At 49.7% G+C, this 19,839-nt stretch carries 15 protein-coding genes; 4 read left to right on the forward strand and 11 right to left on the reverse strand.

Annotation, left to right across the window (positions count from 1 at the left end; all coding sequences use genetic code 11):
- Positions 1-282: 282 nt before the first annotated feature.
- From MO867_RS08405 to MO867_RS08420, 4 genes are all read right to left on the reverse strand, one after another.
- A complete protein-coding gene (locus tag MO867_RS08405; protein WP_252465901.1) occupies positions 283-1,485 on the reverse strand; it encodes a patatin-like phospholipase family protein in 1,203 nt (400 codons plus the stop codon).
- A 428-nt stretch (positions 1,486-1,913) separates the two neighbouring features.
- The gene (locus tag MO867_RS08410) at positions 1,914-4,097 is read right to left on the reverse strand and encodes a S9 family peptidase (protein ID WP_252465902.1); all 2,184 of its coding nucleotides are present in this window, start codon (positions 4,095-4,097) and stop codon (positions 1,914-1,916) included.
- Positions 4,098-4,208: 111 nt separating this feature from the next.
- Entirely contained in the window at positions 4,209-4,481 is a 273-nt protein-coding gene (locus MO867_RS08415; RefSeq protein WP_252465903.1) for a DUF1737 domain-containing protein, read from the reverse strand.
- A 194-nt stretch (positions 4,482-4,675) separates the two neighbouring features.
- Positions 4,676-6,055: an SLC13 family permease gene (locus tag MO867_RS08420; protein WP_252465904.1), complete on the reverse strand. Its 1,380-nt coding sequence runs from the start codon at positions 6,053-6,055 to the stop codon at positions 4,676-4,678.
- A gap of 418 nt (positions 6,056-6,473) precedes the next feature.
- Between MO867_RS08420 and MO867_RS08425 the strand changes: the two genes are divergently transcribed.
- From MO867_RS08425 to MO867_RS08435, 3 genes are all read left to right on the forward strand, one after another.
- Positions 6,474-6,854 carry a hypothetical protein gene (locus tag MO867_RS08425; RefSeq protein WP_252465905.1) on the forward strand — a complete coding sequence of 127 codons (381 nt, stop codon included), beginning with the start codon at positions 6,474-6,476 and terminating at the stop codon, positions 6,852-6,854.
- Between the two features lie 485 nt (positions 6,855-7,339).
- Positions 7,340-7,936, forward strand: coding sequence for an SLATT domain-containing protein (locus MO867_RS08430; RefSeq protein ID WP_252465906.1), 597 nt, complete (start codon positions 7,340-7,342; stop codon positions 7,934-7,936).
- An 81-nt stretch (positions 7,937-8,017) separates the two neighbouring features.
- Entirely contained in the window at positions 8,018-8,536 is a 519-nt protein-coding gene (locus tag MO867_RS08435; protein ID WP_252465907.1) for a TrmH family RNA methyltransferase, read from the forward strand.
- Between the two features lie 7 nt (positions 8,537-8,543).
- On the opposite strand, the gene MO867_RS08440 is transcribed toward MO867_RS08435, so the two are convergent.
- From MO867_RS08440 to purL, 3 genes are all read right to left on the reverse strand, one after another.
- A complete protein-coding gene (locus MO867_RS08440) occupies positions 8,544-9,428 on the reverse strand; it encodes an aldo/keto reductase (RefSeq protein ID WP_252465908.1) in 885 nt (294 codons plus the stop codon).
- 349 nt (positions 9,429-9,777) lie between these two features.
- A complete protein-coding gene (locus MO867_RS08445; RefSeq protein ID WP_252465909.1) occupies positions 9,778-10,101 on the reverse strand; it encodes a TfoX/Sxy family protein in 324 nt (107 codons plus the stop codon).
- 482 nt (positions 10,102-10,583) lie between these two features.
- Positions 10,584-14,450 (reverse strand): phosphoribosylformylglycinamidine synthase, encoded by a 3,867-nt coding sequence (gene purL, locus MO867_RS08450; RefSeq protein WP_252465910.1) that lies wholly within the window; start codon positions 14,448-14,450, stop codon positions 10,584-10,586.
- A gap of 410 nt (positions 14,451-14,860) precedes the next feature.
- Here purL and mltF point away from each other — a divergent pair, with 410 nt between their 5' ends.
- On the forward strand, positions 14,861-16,339 hold the full coding sequence (gene mltF / locus MO867_RS08455; RefSeq protein ID WP_252465911.1) for a membrane-bound lytic murein transglycosylase MltF: 1,479 nt from the start codon (positions 14,861-14,863) through the stop codon (positions 16,337-16,339).
- 12 nt (positions 16,340-16,351) lie between these two features.
- Here the strand turns inward: mltF and MO867_RS08460 are convergent, their stop codons facing one another.
- Genes MO867_RS08460 through MO867_RS08475 form a run of 4 tightly spaced genes read right to left on the reverse strand, consistent with a single transcriptional unit; the run spans position 16,352 to position 19,831 of the window.
- Positions 16,352-16,972 carry a TIGR04282 family arsenosugar biosynthesis glycosyltransferase gene (locus tag MO867_RS08460; protein ID WP_252465912.1) on the reverse strand — a complete coding sequence of 207 codons (621 nt, stop codon included), beginning with the start codon at positions 16,970-16,972 and terminating at the stop codon, positions 16,352-16,354.
- Between the two features lie 14 nt (positions 16,973-16,986).
- The gene (locus MO867_RS08465) at positions 16,987-17,664 is read right to left on the reverse strand and encodes a TIGR04283 family arsenosugar biosynthesis glycosyltransferase (RefSeq protein ID WP_252465913.1); all 678 of its coding nucleotides are present in this window, start codon (positions 17,662-17,664) and stop codon (positions 16,987-16,989) included.
- Positions 17,664-19,139 (reverse strand): dihydrolipoyl dehydrogenase family protein, encoded by a 1,476-nt coding sequence (locus MO867_RS08470; protein WP_252465914.1) that lies wholly within the window; start codon positions 19,137-19,139, stop codon positions 17,664-17,666. The genes MO867_RS08465 and MO867_RS08470 overlap by 1 nt, the downstream gene beginning before the upstream one ends.
- Positions 19,140-19,147: 8 nt before the next feature.
- Positions 19,148-19,831 (reverse strand): TVP38/TMEM64 family protein, encoded by a 684-nt coding sequence (locus MO867_RS08475; RefSeq protein ID WP_252465915.1) that lies wholly within the window; start codon positions 19,829-19,831, stop codon positions 19,148-19,150.
- Between the last annotated feature and the right edge of the window lie 8 nt (positions 19,832-19,839).

Here is a 19,839-nt window from a genome sequence, read left to right on the forward strand (position 1 = left end):
TAACGCTATCCATTTTGTCTAAAAAACACTCTATGCTTCAAAAAAGATGGCTATTTTAGGTCTATTCTGTTCGTTTTTACACCGATTTATATGGGACAGCCCTGCAAACCGGTCTATCACCGGCGCCTCTATCGTTGTGAAGTTACGCATATAATAAATCAGAAAAGAGAATCACAAGTTTCTATCTTAACACTCCCAATGCAACAAAAAATGAGAGACCGCCTTTATATTTTGACTGACCACCTGCTTGCGGCCAGAATCGCTTAAAATTATCCCATTTTGTTAAGGTGCCTGGATCTTCTGCATGCAGGATTTGTTTTCTTCAATCAATTTATTGGAGTAGCCCCGAAGATGCCCCAGTAAATCATGGTCAAAAATTCCTACAAAGGGCTTATTAATATCGACGTTAAGATAATCGTATTCAATCCGCCCCTTTCCCGAAAGGGCTTTGGCAATTTCCAATGTGTAAAGTTGATTTTTATCCATTGAGCGCTGGATATTTGCCAATGCATCGCGTGCCCAGTGTATGCGCCCCCACTTTCGCAGAGAATGATAGCCAATAGTTGAACTGAGCAATCTCGGGTATCCAGAACACAAAACCAGAATATAGTACTCCTTATTCGGAAACTCACGAATAATATCACGTAGTATCATGCTTGCTGGATTATTCATAGCTATAGCTGCATCTGCAAATACACTGCCAAACCTCTTCATCTCAATAGCAGCATCAGTAAATTGTAGCGCTTTGTATTCAGTGCGATTAGCCTCAAAGGAAACTGGAGGGAATGCTGTTTCTGCGCTAACTGCAGCCGTCATTAACTGATACAAACTATTGGTGGGCAGATCCATAACGGTATCACCCCGATTCTTAAACAAGCACACCTCCCCACTATCAATATTTAGCGAAGGAACAATTACATACTTTTCCAGATCAGTAAATCCAAGACTCTTGGTATAGTATTTTTCCATAACCTCATGCAAGCGCCCCCCGAAATAAGAGGGTGAGAAAAGACCCGCACCGGTTAATAGCTTGTGATACCATGGTGGGCCAAAAAGGTAACCAGCCTCATCCTTATAAACGTTTATCAAATATTCCAAATGTGAAATATTCTTGCCGTAATGGTCAGGGATAGCATCACCTGGAATATTAACACCAGTTGCTATAACCGCTCCTGTTGACACGCCAGCGAACACATCGAAAACTTCATTTATCGGCCTCCCCAACCCCCTCTCAAGATGCTGCAAAACATAGAGAGGAATAAGACCACGAACGCCGCCACCTGTCACAATCAACACCTTGATCCGATCTCGCCCCTGAAGATAGTCGACACTTCTGACTGAATCGTGCGAGATTAATTTTCTATTAAAGGTCACCGACTGGGCAAAATAATTATTGTAGACATAGGAAAACAAAGCATAAACACCTGCCATGGGTGCTAAAGTTAAAAGCGTCTTCCTTATCAAACTCCCAGCCCATCTCAGCATGACTCTACCTCTAGGCTTGCTGACCAGAAAATACAAATGTAACTCACAACAAACAATCACATGTCACAAATGATAACGTAAGACACTCACTATTAAGGGTGTAAGGCAAGCTGGGAAATCAAAATAAATTTTTAACTTATGAGAAAAGACTAGAATATTCAAGTTTTAAAAAAATAAGAACTCCACTTAATCTTCGACCAACAGCTTCCCTACTGCGTGGAAATCCAAAAACAAGAATGCTTTCAGAAAAAAAGGAAGGCGAATGAAAACCCTGGACACCAGAAAATTTCCACCCCCCATTTTCATTCTGAACCGCAATAATGCAATGACGCAGCAGACAAAAAAGGGAAGCTTAGCTTCCCTTTTTTCAATTTCTATATTCAACCTTCTTGATATCAGGGCAAATTTTTAAACTTTTGCAATGGAGGTCACTCAACTCTGGCTGCAGCCTCACCCACACCCAGCAGGTCCAAATAAAATGCATACTGCAAGGCCGTTTCGTGATAACGGCGGAAGCGGCCGGATGAGCCACCATGCCCAGCCTCCATATTCACATTAAATAACAGCTGGTTCTTATCCGTTTTTAGTTCACGCAATTTTGCCACCCATTTCATGGGTTCAAAATATTGCACCTGAGAGTCATGCAGACCAGTGGTTACCAAAATATTGGGGTAATCCTGAGCCTTTACCTGATCATAGGGAGAGTAAGACAGCATATATTCATAGCTATCTTTATTATTGGGATTTCCCCACTCATCGTACTCATTGACCGTCAAAGGAATTGATTCATCCAGCATGGTGGTCACAACATCGACAAACGGCACAGCTGCAGTAACACCTCGGTATAAGTCCGGGGCCATATTCACTACCGCGCCCATCAGCAGCCCTCCGGCACTCCCGCCGGAAGCAAAGATCTTATCGGAAGCACCATATTTTAGCTGAGTCAAACCCTTAGTGACATCGACAAAGTCGGTGAAAGTATTCTTTTTGTTGAACATCTTTCCATCTTCATACCATGCTCTTCCCAACTTCTGACCACCACGAATATGCGCTATGGCAAATACAAAGCCACGATCAAGAAGGGAAACGACTGAAGATCGGAATCGAGGGTCTACTGTACTACCGTAGGAACCATAGGCATACTGCAGCAGTGGATTGGTGCCGTCATGTTTAAATTTATCTTTACAATAAACCAAAGAAACCGGTACTTTTACTCCATCTCGCGCAGTTATCAGAATTCCTTCACTCTGATAATACTCTGGATCAAAACCACCCGGAATTTTATCCTGCTTCAACAGCTGTAACTCCCCACTATCCAGCTCGGCCTGATACACACTTTTAGGTGTGGTCAAACTGGAATAAGAGATCCGCACACTATCGGAATCCAGGTTGGGATTTGCGCTCAAACTCAATTGATAAACTGGATCATTAAAACCTACCTGAAGATCCTTATCATTTTCCAGATTAATAATCCTCAATCCAGTCTGACCACTCTTCCGCTCTATCAGAGCCAAGTGTTGATCAAATAATGTAAAGTCTTCCAGTAAAACTTTGCTGTTATGAGGTATGACATCCTTCCATTTGGATTTATCTGCCGCGCTCTGCGTGGCGACTTTCATCAGGCGGAAATTCTCCGCCTGCCAGTTAGTCAGAATATAAAAGTTGCTCCCTAATTTTTGAGCTGAATATTCATGGCCTTTCTCACGAGGATAGAGAGGAGAAAACTCAGCCAAAGGCGTTTCCGCATTCAAAATTGACTGACCACTGCTGGTAGTAGAACTGTGGTGAATATTCACCTGAGTTCCATCTCTGGACTTGGAGATCCAGGTATAGAAGGCTTTGTCAGCCTCCTCGTACACCATCACATCCTCACTCTGTGGTGTACCCAACTTATGGCGCATTACCTGATAGCCAAGGAGAGTCTGCCGATCTTTATTGATATAGAACACAGTCCGATTGTCATTTGCCCAAACAGCTACCGGTGAAGCGTTCTCCAGCTTGTCCGGCAATAACTCACCGGTTTTTAAGTTTTTGAAGCGAATCGTGTAAACACGTCGCCCCATATTGTCCTCTGGGTAGGCCAACAACTGATTACTGGGAGAAACTGCCAACCGCCCAACACTGAAATAGCCACTATCTTGTGCCAGCGCATTGACATCCAACATCACCTCCTCAGGGGCCTCCTGAGTGCCTTTGCGCCGTGCATGAACTGCATATTCTTTTTCTGGTAGGTAGCGGGTGTGGTACCAATAGCCATTGTAATAAACCGGTACCGTAGATTTATCTTTCTCCAAGCGACCGGTCATTTCTTCGAATAGTGCGTCTTGCAATGCCTTGGTGTGCTGCATAACCGAATCGGTATAAGCATTTTCCGCTTCCAGGTGAGCAATAACTTCCGGGGCCTTGCGCTCATCATCGCGCATCCAATAGTAGTTATCGACACGCTCATGGCCATGTATCAACATCTTATGGGGGACCTTCTGGGCCATCGGCGCAGAGGCCTGCCCGGTGGATGAGGTCATTTCCTCCTCCTGGATTTTCTGCTCTTTGTCCGCTTCGCCACAGCCCACCAAGCCTATAGCGAGCATTAGGACTGCTGTAGTATTTCTCATTTATTGCTACCCTTCCAGTCGATGTATTTTTATATTCATTCGTCACCTGTTGAATAGTATTTTTTAACAAATGGCGAGCATCCATAAACCTTTCTAGGTCAGTTCGTCCAACTAGGTCAGCTCATCAACGAGCCGCATAGCTTCCTGAGCATCAAGCTTTTTTCTTGCGCCAGATTTCTCTTCGGTTTGCTTTTCATACCCCGATTGCTTTGCCGGACGCTGTGATACTGTGACGACGCGGGCCATGGCCTGATACGGATAGCCTGCATTGAAGGCAAGTCCACCGACAGGCTTCCACCCTTCATTGAGCATTTGGCTGACTTTCTCCTCAAGGCTTGTAAACCCAGACTTGCCTACAGCAACCATATATTCTGCTTTTTTCACCACTACTTCTGTATGACAACGATACGCTGCTGTCTCCCAGATACTAGAAAGACGGGAAAAGAATCTACTCTTAACTTCCGACCAGCTAGTAAATACACTTTACCAAAATCGAATTTACCTGAGCTACAGGTTCAATCAGACCTCGAGCTAGTTATACTCTTGTTGATTTTAAGATACTTTGCGTAAGGCAGAAACTACCCGGCCAATATCAACCAGCTCATTCCCGCAATAATCAGCGATGCTGTCACACTAAGCACAGCACCTTCACGCACCATATCCTGTATCCGAATCTTTCCTGTGCCATAGGCAATGGCGTTGGGCGCAGTGGCCACCGGCAGCATAAAGGCACAACTCGCACTCATCGCTGCGGGTATCATTAAAACCATGGGCTCAAACCCCGCTGAAGTGGCCGCTACTGCGAGAATTGGCATCAATAGCGTGGCAGTTGCCGTATTACTGGTGATTTCTGTCAGGAATGTTACACCCAGACATAGCAGTACAAGCATTAGCCAGAGCGGCATCGCTGTGAGGAAAGTGAGCCCGTTGCCGAGCATATCGCTCAAGCCAGAAGTGGAGAATCCTTTTGCCAGAGCAATACCGCCAGCAAACAGCAGTAACATTCCCCAGGGTATGGTTTCAGCTGTCTGCCAGTCCAATAAGCGTCCACCTTTGCCGTTAGGGACCAGGAACATAGTGATCACCGCAGCGAGAGCGACAGTACCGTCACCCGCTGAATCAACACCAATCAGGTCACTCCAGCCACCCAAAGGCGCATTGCGTGTTACCCACAACAGAATCGCAGCGGCGAACACCATCAGCGTGCGCTTTTCTTCCGCCCGCCACTCGCCCACTGCTGGAAGTTCAATTTCGTTTTTAAGGTGAATATTGCGGGTGAGCCAGAGGGCCATTATGGGCAACGTTACCAGAGCAACCGGAATACCTATTTTCATCCATTCCAGAAAACTAAACTCACGCCCCGTCACTTCCTCGTAAACCCCCATAAAAATAACATTGGGCGGTGTTCCCAGTGGCGTCCCTACGCCGCCCAAACTCGCGGCGTAGGCGATACCTAATATCAAAGCGATACTCAAGCGTTCATCGTTGATCCGGGAAAGGATTGCCAGGGCAATCGGGAGCATCATCAATGTTGTGGCGGTATTGGAAATCCACATACTGAGAAAGCCCGCCGCCAACATAAATCCGAACACCAATCTGCGACCACTGGAGACCCCGACAATTCTCAGCATATAGAGCGCTAGCCGCTCGTGGGCCCCACTCTTTTCCAGGGCTTTGGATAAGATAAAAGCGCCCATTAACAGCAGGATCACATGACTGCCCAGAGATGCTGCCACTTCCCGATGATCAGTCACTCCAAAAAGGGGCAATAACACCAGTGGCACCAGCGACGTTGCCGGGATCGGCAGAGCCTCAGTAACCCACCAAATGACGGTGAGTAAAGTAATCGCCGCAGTTACTGCAGGCAGGTACTGTATCCCCATCGCGGTTAAAAATAGATAGAAAGCCACTGCAAAAAGTGGTCCTAATGCAATAAAGCGCTGCCGTACAATCGACATATTTTCCCCATTACCCAAGGGTTAAGTTTCTTATTGGTTTGAATCTTGGAAAAGCAACAACCACTTCTTCCAAGTGGCCAAACAAAATACAAGAAAGTTACCAGTTTGAGCAGCTTTTTTTTAAGCGGGGAACAGCATAGAAAGTAAAATCCAATGGGGAAAAAATGTAACAGGTGCTGTTTTAGGAGTCAAAAATGTCATCAAAAGATTGGCGGCTTGGACTCAACCCACCTTTTAAGTAGGTTGAAATCAAAAATCCTATTAGCCATTCATGTACGAATCTAAAATATGACATTCCATTCATTTCATTCTTTCTCCAACTTAATGATGCGCTTAAATTTTATTCACAAGTAACATTGGTCTTGCCATCATTCTGCAGTCTGTATCGGCACACAACCAACGTTTTTAGAGGTACCCCTTGAAGCACATCGCACTCGTCTCCCTTATCGCACTGATCTGCGTCAGTGTTAACGCTGAAGAGCAACCCTCTTACCTAAAGACTTCTCTTGGGCACATGAGCCTGAACTCTGAAGACGCTTATGCGATTCGAGAAGAGCCTAACCTAAGGGGTTACGCCTTCACTTTTGGCTATCGGATCAATGAATCCCTGTCAATTGAAGGTTCCATGGCCAACCTGGGTGATATTTGCAGGGGATATGAGTTCCAAGGTACTGGATACAAGTACTATTACGCTAGTGATGATGTGATAGTCATCGCAGACTACAAACACGAGAGGCAAAGCGAAAGAAAATACAAATCATATGGCCTGAGCCTCGTTCTCACCAAAGAGCTCCAGTAAAACCTGAGTGCTGGTATTCGCTTGGGCGTTCATATGTGATGTGAGGACTCAAGTGGGCAAGTTGAGGAAACGGGCATTCTCAACTTCTATAACGAGCCTGAAGAGTTTTTAGGAGCGGAACCCCTCGATAGAAGTTACAGCTGGAACAGCGCCAAAAATAGTAGCAGTAACCCCTACTATGGCGCTGAAGTAAACTGGTTAACTGGCGACTGGGGGATTAGCCTGGCACACACTATCTACGAGATACGCGATGAAAGTGCCAACCTTTCAGCCGTCGGCGTGACTGACAGCTTCTAACCCCACTGAGAAATGCTAGAGCCTTGTACGCAAGTACTTGCTTACATGACAATCAAGGCTCAATCATCAATCTAATCACTGAACGCCCTTCTTTAAGCACCGGTACCCTGCCGCCCTGTACATCTTGTTGGTATCCGTCAAACTATCGCCCACAATAGCTAGTCATTAAGAGAAGATGGAAGGGAAGCATGAGTAATATACCCAATACAGTGGAAGTCCTGGAAAAGCTCCGCTGGAATGCCCACCTGTGCAAGCACAGCCACTTTCGCGCATCCATGAAGGGGCGCAACCTGCACGTGCTTTGCGGCGTTCCTATCGTGGTTGTAAACCTGTTTCTCGGCTCGCTATTCTTCTCGCTAATCAACGCGGAACTACCGGACTGGACCAAATGGACCGGCGCAGCTTTAGCACTTCTGGCTGCCTTACTGGGTGGTGTGCAAACCTTTTTTAACTTTAAAAAGAACTATGAGGGGCATCGCCAAGTCGGCAATGAGTACCTGGCGATTGCCAGGGAATGTGAACGCTTGATTGCTCTTTACTTTGATCGCATTCTGGACCTGGAGCATCTGTCTAAAAAAATCTCCGAACTGAACACGCGTTACAGCGAAATTAACCAAAGAGCAGAAGAATTTATCGTATCCGATCAAGTTTATCGACAGGCGATACATCTACAAAACCAAAAAGCCAACCGGGAGCCGTCACTGGTTGAACAAATGCGCAACCGACAGGCCTCTGCCCAACGCGTCGCCGAGGAAGCCCTTGAGATAGCTGAAAGCAGCCAATAGACGGTTCAAATCTCTACAAACACCGACATCACCACGGGGGAGCATAAGCTTCCCTTATCGATTTAGCAGTAACGACTCGATATGCAAATAGACCATAGCAGCCACCAACCAACCGCAAGTACTCACCCCTTGTGTTTTCTGGCCACGAATATCGGTACACCCAGTAATGTAGGTGGGCTGTTTCGAATTGCCGATGCGCTGGGAGTTGAAAAAATTTATCTAACTGGTGAAAGCCTGGTACCACCCAACTCAAAAATTCGAAAAATTTCCAGGTCAACGGAAAAATATGTTCCCTATGAGTATCGTCAATCGGCACTTGATACAGCGCAAATGCTACGAGATCGTGGTTATCGTCTGATCTGTCTGGAAATTGCTTCAAATAGCATCGAGCTCAGACAACTGCCTATTCTCCATAATGAGAAGGTATGTTTGATATTGGGGTCGGAAAAAGATGGAGTCGGGACTGCACTCTTAAAAATGGTGGATACTATTGTTCATATCCCTATGCTAGGGGTTAACTCCTCAATGAATGTAGCCTCCGCCTGTGCCATAGCAACCTATGTCATTCTGGATAAAATGGCAATGAGGGGGGGACAATAATCCCGCCTCAATCTGGAACCTTCACCATTACATGTGTTTGATTAGCGTAATCGGGATCACCACCCAATCTCTTATTACAATTTAATTCGTTGATAGAATTAATTTCCGAGTGGCTTAAGTTGAAATTCGACAATAAAAAATTATTACGCATATTTTCCAAACTTTCAGACTTGGGAATAACGATTCGATGCTGCTGAATATTCCACTTTAGAATAATCTGCCCGGGCCCCACATCATGATCCTTGGCTATCTCTAAAATGACAGGATCTACCAGCGGCTTTTCATGTTCACTCACTGCACTCCAAGCTGAACCCGATCCCAAAGGAGCCCAGCAACTGATCGCAATTTTGTGAAATTGGCAATAATCCACCAAAGGTTGCTGAGTAAAGTAAGGGTGCAACTCAATCTGGTTACATACCGGGCGCACTTCGGCAAAGGTAGCTAACTGCTCAATATCGGATTTACGGAAATTGGAAAGTCCCAGGGCGCGTACTTTCTTTTGCTGGTAAAGCGCTTCCATCGCCTCCCAAGTCTCTCTTGTATAGGCCGGTACCGGCCAGTGGACCAGATATAAGTCCAAATACTCTAACTGAAGGCGCTCCAGACTACGGGCAAAAGCATCATGGGTTTTCGTATTGCCCTGCTCTGTATCCCAAACTTTACTGGTAATGAACAATTCTTCTCGCGGCAATCCAGACTCTTTGAGTGCACGCCCCAAGGCTCGCTCATTACCGTATACGGACGCCGTGTCGAAATGTCGATAGCCTAGGGATATGGCTTTTAAAATAACTTCGCTTACATATTCATCATCCTGCTGCCAACTGCCAATTGCAGCCATCCCCATACCCAATTGAGGAATCTCAACACCGTTATTCAATTCGATAAAATACATAATCAAAATCCTTTCTAACAGCTGTAAAATGCATCAACCAAGGCCTTTAGCAAGCTATTGAAAATAGTATTTTTCTACAGCCTGCCAACGCCAACATGGATGTTTTGGCCACAAATCAGCTGGTGAGTGCTAAATTTGCTGTACATGGCTTGTAGACATAGGCCGAAAACCCAATTGGGAAAGGCCACGGAAAGCCTTAATCTTCTGAATAGCCCCATGATTTCGCTGACTGTAGGCAGCCCAGAGATTTTCGCGAGAAAAAACAATGCTCCAAAATTTTTAGTGGCCGACAATCAGTCACTACACAACAGAGTGAAATCCTCTCGCCTATTGAGATGCACTGACTTTATTATTTCGGGGGCAAGGACCCGGCAAATACAGCTCCGCGACTTACCCAGTTATCCAAATTTTCTGCAACAGCATCTTCTTCCACATACACCATACCTTTCAGCGGCCGCCCGGTATAATCCATAGGCCTGGTATATCTCTCTGCCAGTGCGGTCTGATAGTCCTCCGGCCCAACACGAACCATAAGTTCCTCACCGACAACACCACAAGCCATATTGCCATTTAACATGAAAGCGAGTCCGCCGAACATCTGCTTCTCACTGAGACCTTCACTCTTTTGAAGTAATTTGCGCACCTTCTCAACCAGCGTTTCGTTGTACGCCATAATATTCTCCTTAATTACTTTTTTTGGGGCAGGAATAAAACCGTCAGATACCACTTAATTCTGAACAGGAAAAATGTGCAGTTAAAAAAGGGCCGAATGGTATTTAGTGTGGACCCGTAACCCGGGAAGGTATTGGCTGGGGCAATGAGCAAGTACTCTGCAAATACAACAGAAAATTGCATCATAGCTAAAAACGTTATTTCGAATAATCGTTTAAGTGTAGCAGGGAAAATCAAATGTTCCCGATAAAAGGCGGGAAAAGCAACAAGAACAAAAGCGGATCGCCGAGTGGCTTGCGGGATGATTTGCGCAAGAGATCAATCACCATCCAAAAAATAGTTGTCGACAGCCTGCCAACCCGAACAGGGAAGCTCGGGCCGCAGATCAAACTGTTAAGTGCTTAGCTGGTCGTAAAAGGTTCACGCATATGCGCCGTAAACCCAGGTTGAAAAAGGCCTGGAAGACCTTTTTCAACCTCACTGTCAGTCCACAAATACCCGCGCATTGCGGAACAGGCGCATCCAACCGGAGTCCTCTTTCCACTCGTCGGGGTGCCAGCTATTGCTAACCGCACGCGCGACCCGCTCCGGGTGTGGCATCATGATAGTAACGCGCCCATCCTCGGAACACAGGGAGGTAATGCCATTGACCGAGCCATTCGGGTTGGCCGGATAGGTTTGGCTAATCTCACCTTTGTTATTCAGGTAACGCATGGCGATGGTGCCGGAAGCTTCACATTGTTCCAGTGCCTGCTGGTCCGCAAATTCCACCCGGCCCTCACCATGGGCAACTGCTACCGGCATGTAAGTGCCAGCCATCCCCTTGAATAGCACCGAAGGAGACTCCTCCACACCCACCTGGGCAAAGCGCGCTTCATATTGCTCGGACAGGTTGCGTACAAAACGTGGCCAGTGATCGGCACCGGGGATCAGCTCTTTGATCACCGAGAACATCTGACAGCCGTTACACACCCCCAGGCCGAAGGTATCCTGGCGATTAAAGAAACCCTCAAACTGATCGCGGGCGCGCTGGTTAAACAGAATGGTCTTGGCCCAGCCCTCTCCGGCGCCGAGCACGTCACCGTAAGAGAAACCACCACAACCCACCAAGCCCTTAAATTCATCCAGGGCCACACGGCCGGCAAGGATATCGCTCATATGAACGTCGACAGCCTTAAAGCCAGCGCGGTGGAAGGAATGCGCCATTTCCACCTGACTGTTTACACCTTGCTCACGCAGCACGGCGACTTTCGGTCGAAGACCTTTGGCGATATAAGGCGCGCTAATATCTTCGTTAATATCGAAGGTGAGACTAGCCGAAAGGCCCGGATCTTCCTCGATGATAGAAGCAAATTCCTGCTCAGCACACTCGGCGTTATCGCGCAAAGACTGGATACGGAAGCTGGTCTCCGACCAGATCTGCTGCAGTTCGGCACGGGAGCGCTTGAAGATTTCAACACCGTTATTGGTGATACACAGGTGCTCATTGTTATTCAGGTAACCGATCTTGTGAGTAGGCACGCCGGCAGCGGAAAAGCGCTGTACCAGCATATCCGCTTCGCACGCGGGCACCTGTAACACCGCCCCCAACTCTTCACTGAACAGTGCGGCAATCGGATCTTCGCCGAGCTCGTAGATTTCCACATCCATACCCATACGGCCGGCAAAGCCCATTTCCGCTAGGGTAGTAAAGAGACCGCCGTCGGCGCGATCGTGGTAAGCCATGATCAGGTCTTCGTTCAGAGCCTGCTGTACCACCTCGAAGAAACCTTTCAGCTTCTTGGCATCATCCAGGTCCGCAGGCTTATCGCCCAGCTCGTTGTAGACCTGAGCCAGACAGGAGCCGCCTAAGCGATTTTTACCGGCACCCAGGTCAATCAACAGCAGTTCACTCTCCCCCTTATCGGTGCGCAGCTGCGGAGTAACGGTTTTGCGAACATCGGTGACTGGAGTGAAGGCGGAAATTACCAGGGACAGCGGTGCAGTTACCGCCTTCTGCTCTCCATCTTCCTCCCAGGCTGTGCGCATGGACATGGAATCCTTGCCCACCGGGATGGTGATATTGAGCTCCGGGCACAGTTCCATGCCCACCGCCTCTACGGTGCGATAGAGTTTATCCTCTTCACCGGGGTGGCCTGCCGCACACATCCAGTTGGCAGAGAGTTTAATATCGGAAAGTTGCTTCACCGGGGTACAGGCGATATTGGTAATCGCCTCACCCACGGCCAAACGGCCGGAAGCTGGAGCGTCCAGCAATGCTACCGGAGTGCGTTCTCCCATGGACATGGCTTCGCCGGCATAGCTGTCGTAGGCGACGGTGGTTACGGCGCAATCCGCCACAGGCACCTGCCAGGGGCCGACCATCTGATCACGGGCTACCTGGCCAGTTACGGTGCGGTCGCCAATGGTGATCAGGAAACTCTTGCTCGCCACGGTGGGCAGGCGCAATACGCGCTCTGCGGCTTCATTCAGGTCGATATCCGCAGTGGAGAATGCTTTGCTTTCAGCCTGACGCGTTTCTGCCTCCCGGTGCATACGCGGCGGTTTGCCAAACAGCACAGACATGGGCAGATCGACCGGCTTGGACTCGAACTGGGTGTCGTTCAACAGCAGGTGCTTGTCTTCGGTGGCTTCACCCACAACCGCAAAAGGTGCGCGCTCGCGCTCACAGATTTGCTCGAAGCGCAGCAGGTCTTCCGGCATGACTGCCAGTACATAGCGCTCCTGAGATTCATTACACCAGATTTCCAGCGGGCTCATACCCGGCTCATCACAGGGAATATTACGCAGCTCAAAGTTGCCGCCGGTGCCGCCGTCTTTCACCAGTTCGGGGAAAGCATTGGACAGGCCGCCCGCGCCTACATCGTGGATAAAGGCAATGGGGTTGTTCTCGCCCAACTGCCAGCACTGGTCGATCACTTCCTGGCAGCGACGCTCGATTTCCGGGTTCTGACGCTGTACCGAGGCGAAGTCCAGATCCTCAGAACTGGAACCGCTGGCCATACTAGAAGCCGCACCGCCACCGAGGCCGATTAGCATCGCCGGGCCACCCAGTGCTACCAGCTTGGCGCCGGGGGAAAATTCAGGCTTATCGACATGCTCTTCGCGGATATTGCCGTAGCCACCGGCGAGCATAATTGGCTTGTGGTAGCCACGGCGCTCGCCATCAAAATTCTCTTCAAAAGTACGGAAGTAACCGCAAATATTCGGGCGGCCAAATTCGTTGTTAAACGCGGCGCCGCCTATGGGGCCCTCGATCATAATATCCAGAGCGGTAACAATGCGCTCGGGCTTGCCGTAATTGGATTCCCAAGGCTGCTCCCAACCGGGGATCTGCAGGTTGGAAACGGTAAAGCCACTCAAACCCACTTTTGGCTTTGAGCCGCGGCCAACCGCACCCTCATCGCGGATTTCACCACCGGCACCGGTACCCGCTCCGGCGAAGGGAGCAATCGCTGTGGGGTGGTTGTGGGTCTCCACTTTCATCAACAGATGAATCGCTTCGCTGCTAAAACCGTACTCTTTGCTGTCGGGGTCCGGATAAAAACGCCCCGCTACGCTGCCCGCCACCACCGCGGCGTTATCTGCGTAGGCAGACAAGACGTTTTCACCGCCTTTCTGGTAGGTGTTTTTAATCATGCCAAATAAGGAGTGCGGCATTTCTTCGCCATCGATGGTCCAAGTGGCATTGAAGATCTTGTGACGACAGTGCTCGGAGTTCGCCTGGGCGAACATCATCAGCTCCACGTCGGTAGGATTGCGCTCCAGCTCTTGGAAACTGGTGAGCAGGTAATCAATCTCATCTTCGGCCAGAGCCAAGCCCAAGGTAATGTTGGCATCTTCCAGGGCTTCGCGGCCACCTTCGAGAATATCCACCGCGCGCAGTGGGCGGGGGCCTTCTTCGATAAACAGCTCGCCGGCCTGATCAAAATCGGTAAACACCGTCTCAACCATGCGATCGTGTAAACAGGCGGCCAGAATATGGCGTTCCGCTTCAGTTAATTCGACGCCAGTCACGTAGTAGGCGACTCCCCGCTCCAGGCGGTGGATGTTAATAAGACCGGCATTGTGAGCAATGTCGGTGGCCTTAGAGGACCAAGGAGAGATAGTACCGGGACGCGGCACTACCAGAATCAATTCGCCTTTCGGCTCATGCTTTTCTTCAGTCGGACCGTACTGGAGCAGCCGCTCAAGCAGCACCATCTCCTTATTATCCAGTGTGTCGCTATCGGCAAAGTGCACGAACTCGGCGTAAAGATCACCGATACTCGGTTGCAGCGCGCGCAGTTGATTGAGAAGTTTTTTATGGCGGAATTTCGACAGTGCGGGAGCACCACGCAGAACTAGCATTGCGGGAGATTGCCTCTTGTCTGAATGAGAGAAATTGCACGAAAGATACATCGCACAAGCCCCGGAAATTTGAGAGGCGCAATTGTACCTGAAGCATCGCCACTCCAACACATCCGCCCGACACTTGGAGACACATGAACTATTTAGTGGCCTTAATGTTCAAAAGACAAACAAACTTGATCATAAATAAACCAACTTCGCACCATAAATATAACCACTACAAAAGTCAGGACAGCTTTGCAAGCGGGCAGATCACAGTGTTCAAAAGCCAAACTGGGCAGATTGTCGTCAAATAATGTAAAATTGGCGAGCTGCGCCAGCTTTAGCCCCATAATAGAGGCTAGGCCGCTCGTACCAAGCCTTAGGTATAACAGCGATAAAACCAACGGACTAGCTAAAGGGGACAGCCTATGATGATGAAAAGCCGTATGCTGCGCTATGTCCGCCGCCTGTGCAAAGGGCTCGTACTTTCCTGCTGCGCCTCCCTACTGGTGGCCAGCAAAGCACCCAACACCCTGGAGCGCGTCAAGGCTTCCGGCGAGCTGGTTGTCCTTTCACAAAATGGTCCCACTACCTATTACGAAGATGCCAGTGGTAACCCCACCGGTTTTGAATACGGTATGTTGCATGCCTTTGCCGAAGAGCTGGGAGTAAAACTGGTGATTCGCGACGTGCACGACCTCGACGAAATGTTTGAACACCTGCGAGATCCTGAAGATGGCGCCCACTTTGCTGCCGCCGGCCTCACGGTGACTCCGGAGCGCCGCGAGCAGGTGCGTTTTACCCCCTCCTATTTTGAAATTCGCCAGCAGGTTATCTACCGGGTGGGCGAGGAACGTCCTCGCAAGACCAGTGATCTCAACGGTAAAAAAGTTGCGGTTATTGCCGGCAGTGCTCACGCCGAAGAAATGAAAAAGCTATCCACCCGCCATACCGAACTGAAATGGGAGGAAGTGTCCGATGTGGATGCGATGGAACTGGTCGAGATGGTACAGCAGGGAAAATACAGTTACGCCATTGTAGATTCCAATGCCTACGCCGTTCACCGCGGCCTCTATCCCAACACGGCCATCGCCTTTAACCTGACCCAGTTCCAGCCAGTGTCTTGGGCATTCCCACAAAGTGATGACGACAGCCTATACCGCAGTGCGCGTCGCTTTATGTTGCGCGCCAACACCAACGGCATGATCGCTCAGCTACGAGAGGAATTTTTCGGACACGTCAGTGACCTGAATGTCGGCGGCGCCCAGGCCTTTGCCAAGCGCAGCCGCGAACGCCTGCCCCAGTGGCGCGTCACCATGCAGAAAGTGGCCAACCAATACGAGCTTGACTGGCACCTACTGGCAGCGCTCAGCTACCAGGAGTCCTACTGGAACCCACGCGCACGCTCGCGCACCGGTGTGCGCGGCCTAATGATGCTCACCCTGAATACCGCCAAGGAGCTGGGGGTCAATCGTCTCAACCCGGAAGAAAGTATCGAGGGCGGCGCCCGCTATATCGTGCAAATCCGCAATAAACTGTCTGAACGTATCCGTGAGCCCGACAGGACCTGGATGGCCCTGGCCGCCTACAACGTCGGCTACGGCCACCTGGAAGACGCCCGCGTTCTTACCGAACGCATGGGCGGCAATCCCGACTTATGGCCCGATGTACGCGAGCACTTGCCACTCCTGTCTAAACGACAGCACTACAAGACCACCCGGCACGGCTACGCCCGCGGCTGGGAGCCGGTAACTTACGTGCAAAATATCCGCCACTATCAAGCTCTGTTGAGCTGGAGCAGTCGTATTAAAGAACAGCGCCTGGCGGCAGCCAACGATGACGCTGCCGGCACTCTCATAGATAATGTGGCATTGGAAGCCAAGGCCAGTGCTGCACCCGCCCTGTAAGGTGACAAGGCGCTATCTGTTCTCCCGCAAGCTGTCAGGCAAGTGGCGTAAGTCCTCCGGCTCATCAATATCGGCAAGCGCTTCCAGCTCCAGACACTCAAGACCGCACTCACTCATTCTTTCAAGGGTTTGTGCGGCCACCTCTGAGGTACTCCAATGAATATCCTCAAATAACCTGCGCTTTATACAACTGAGCCCAAGTAGTGTGTAGCCGCCATCCAGGGCTGGATACATCACGACATCCCAGCGCCTCAACTCTGCCACTGCTGTACGCAAACGTGCAGATGTGAGCCCCGGACAATCAGTGCCCAGGAGCAAAACCCGAGAGCCAGCCTCCCTGGCAATATCGGTTGCCCGCCACAGACGTCGACCCAGATCGCCATCGACCTGTCCATGCAAGGTAACGCCTTCAGGCAGCGAGAAATTCTGCCAATACGAGTGTGATGGAGCGGGGGCGACATGTAATTCCACCGCGCCTAATTCCGCCTCAATACAAGCCGTTAAAGTCTGTAACAAAAGCCTCTCGGCCAACTCAGCAGCACCACTCTCCCCCAAGGCCGGTATCAGACGCGTTTTCGCATATCCGGGCAAGGGCGCTTTGGCCAACACAATTAAGCGCAGATCGGTATTCATATTTTTACCCGCCGCTATTGGTAGCGCTTGGCCAGGGACTCTGCAGAGACGCCGCGCCAGTAATCGAAGCGCAGACGCCACATCAACAGGACCGTGCGTAGCACACCAAATTTCTGCCAGCGACGTCCGGATGTTTTTGCTTTTTGGCACAGACAATAAGGGCGGGACTTTCGCAATAACCGGCGACTCAATTCGATGTCTTCCATCAGAGGTTGGGGGGGAAACCCTCCCGAAGCCTCAAACAGCGAGCGCCGTACAAAGATAGCCTGATCTCCCGTAGCAATACCGCTAAGGCGGGACCTCAGGTTAATCATGCCTGCTATCAGTGGAAACCACCAGCTAGCACCCTCTATAGAAATATCGAAACGCCCCCACTGAACACTTTCCCGCTCAGTATTTTTTTCCAATGAAACGAGAGCATCGTTTGCAAGCCGGGTATCCGCATGCAAAAACAGTAACCAATCTCCGCGGGCCATCACAGCACCAGCGTTCATTTGTACTGCCCTGCCCCGCGCAGAATATACTAGCCGCAGCCCTGACTGCTGCAACATCTCAACACTACCATCGGTACTACCGCCATCCACGACGATAATCTCGCAATTCCCGTGCGACTCGAGCTCACGCAAATGCGTCAGTAGTGCGACCAACTGAGCCTTTTCATTTAACAGGGGCACGACCACACTAAAGCGCATTATTTTCTTCTCCAGCGATTAAATACGGCTAATAAACGCAAAACAGCCGCGGGGGCGTGAGCTCGCTTCCAATTTCCGGCTACAAATTTATTCGCCTCACTCATGGTGGGATAAATATGAATGGTCGAAAGAATTTTATTCAGCCCCAATCCATATTTCATCGCCAATATAAATTCCGAAATTAATTCAGCAGCATTTTCCCCGACAATAGAAACACCCAATATTTTATCTTTACCTCTGGCCGTCAGTACTTTGACAAATCCCCGAGCTGCACCATCGACAATAGCACGATCCAGATCTCCAATATTGTAACGGGTAATCTCGTAATCTATACCCTGCTCCCGGGCCTTCCCCTCACTTAAACCCACGCTGGCAACTTCCGGATCAACAAATACCGCACTGGGCACCAGTGAATAATCCACTGCAAATTTTTTGATATCCCCAAACAGACCATTTACAGCGGCATACCATGCCTGGTAAGAAGCCATATGCGTGAACTGATAGGGCCCCGCCATGTCTCCCGCAGCGAGGATATGCGGATAACGCGTACGCAGACAGTCATCGAGTTTCAGCTTGCCATTTTCCAGCAGTTGCAGCTTTTCCAATCCCATGCCTGTAGTTTTGGCTCGCCTTCCCAGAGCCAGTATCACCTCATCAAACTCAATCTTTACCCGGCCTTCAGCATTACGTAAAACCAGCACGCCGCCCTTCTGATCAGAACCTCCTTCAAATTCAACCGCCTCATGGCCGGTTAACAGTGTTACCCCTTCGGCCTCAAGCGCCACTGTTACTGCAGCGGAAACCTCACGATCCAACTCCGGCAAAATAACACGGGCCCTTTCAACCAGTGTGATCTCCGAGCCAAGCCTAGCCAGTGCCTGAGCCAGTTCACAGCCAATAGCGCCGCCACCTAGTAGTGTGAGTCGCTGCGGAGGCGCTTGTAGCTGAGAAAGCCGCTCCCACAGAGTATCACTGGTGAGATAGCTCACCCTATCCAACCCAGGAAAAGGCGGTACAATAGGCTCAGCACCCGCAGCTAACACAATTGCCCGAGCCGTCAGATTTTTCTCGCTGCCACTACTATGGACAATTTTGACGGTCCAAGGATCTACTAGCGCTGCCGTCCCTTTAAGTACTTCTACCCCCAACTCGGTATAACGCTCAACACTGTCGTTGGGCTCAATGGCTTTTATCGAATCCCTGACATGTTGCATTACACGGGGAAAATCAATACTTGGCTCTGGCAAGATGACGCCAAAATTACTCGAGCGCCGCGCCCCGTGCGCAAGTCGCGCACACATAATTAACGCCTTGCTGGGTACGCAACCGGTATTCAGACAATCCCCGCCCATTTTGCCTGACTCGATCAAAGTGACCTTTGCTTTTACCGCCGCAGAAATATAGGCCGTTACCAGCCCAGCAGCGCCCGCACCGATAACAATTAAGTTGCGATCAAATTTTTTTGGCTTCTGCATACATGATATTACCCGGCCTGACGCCGGCGCTTAAACCAGCTGAGCGCATATTTTGCAATCAAGGGGAATATGCCCAATAAAATGAAAGACAGTAACAAAGGTAGCGAAAGGATATCCTTGAGATTTTCCACCCGCGCCAGTTGGGTGCCTGCATTGACGTAAACAACCGTCCCCGCCAACATACCCAGCTGACTCACCCAGTAAAAAGTCCATACTTTGATATGGGTAAGTCCCATCAGAACATTAATCAAGAAGAATGGGAAAGCCGGCACCAGGCGCAAAGCGAATAAATAAAATGCCCCCTCGCGCTCAATCCCCGTATTGATCACCTGAAGACGCTCAGAAAATCGTCCCTGAACCGAGTCGCGAAATAAGTAGCGCGCCATCAGGAAGGCCAGTGTTGCGCCAACGCTGGACGCAAACGAAACAATAACAGTCCCCCAAAAAAGTCCAAACAGGGCGCCCGCTGCAATAGTAAGAATGGCCGCACCTGGAAGGGAGAGCCCGGTGACCACAACGTAAAAAACAAAAAACAAGAGGCCCACCAATAGCGGTGAAGTTGACTGCCACTGCTGGAAGCCCTTTGCGCCCACCTTGAGTTTATCCAAACTTAACCAGTGGTGGAAATCAAGCCCATAGAAAGTAATCACCAGCACCACAATGACAGCCACTAACAGTATTTTCTTATTCATAGTGTCAA

This window comes from Microbulbifer okhotskensis (genome assembly GCF_023895975.1).
Taxonomy (GTDB): domain Bacteria; phylum Pseudomonadota; class Gammaproteobacteria; order Pseudomonadales; family Cellvibrionaceae; genus Microbulbifer; species Microbulbifer okhotskensis.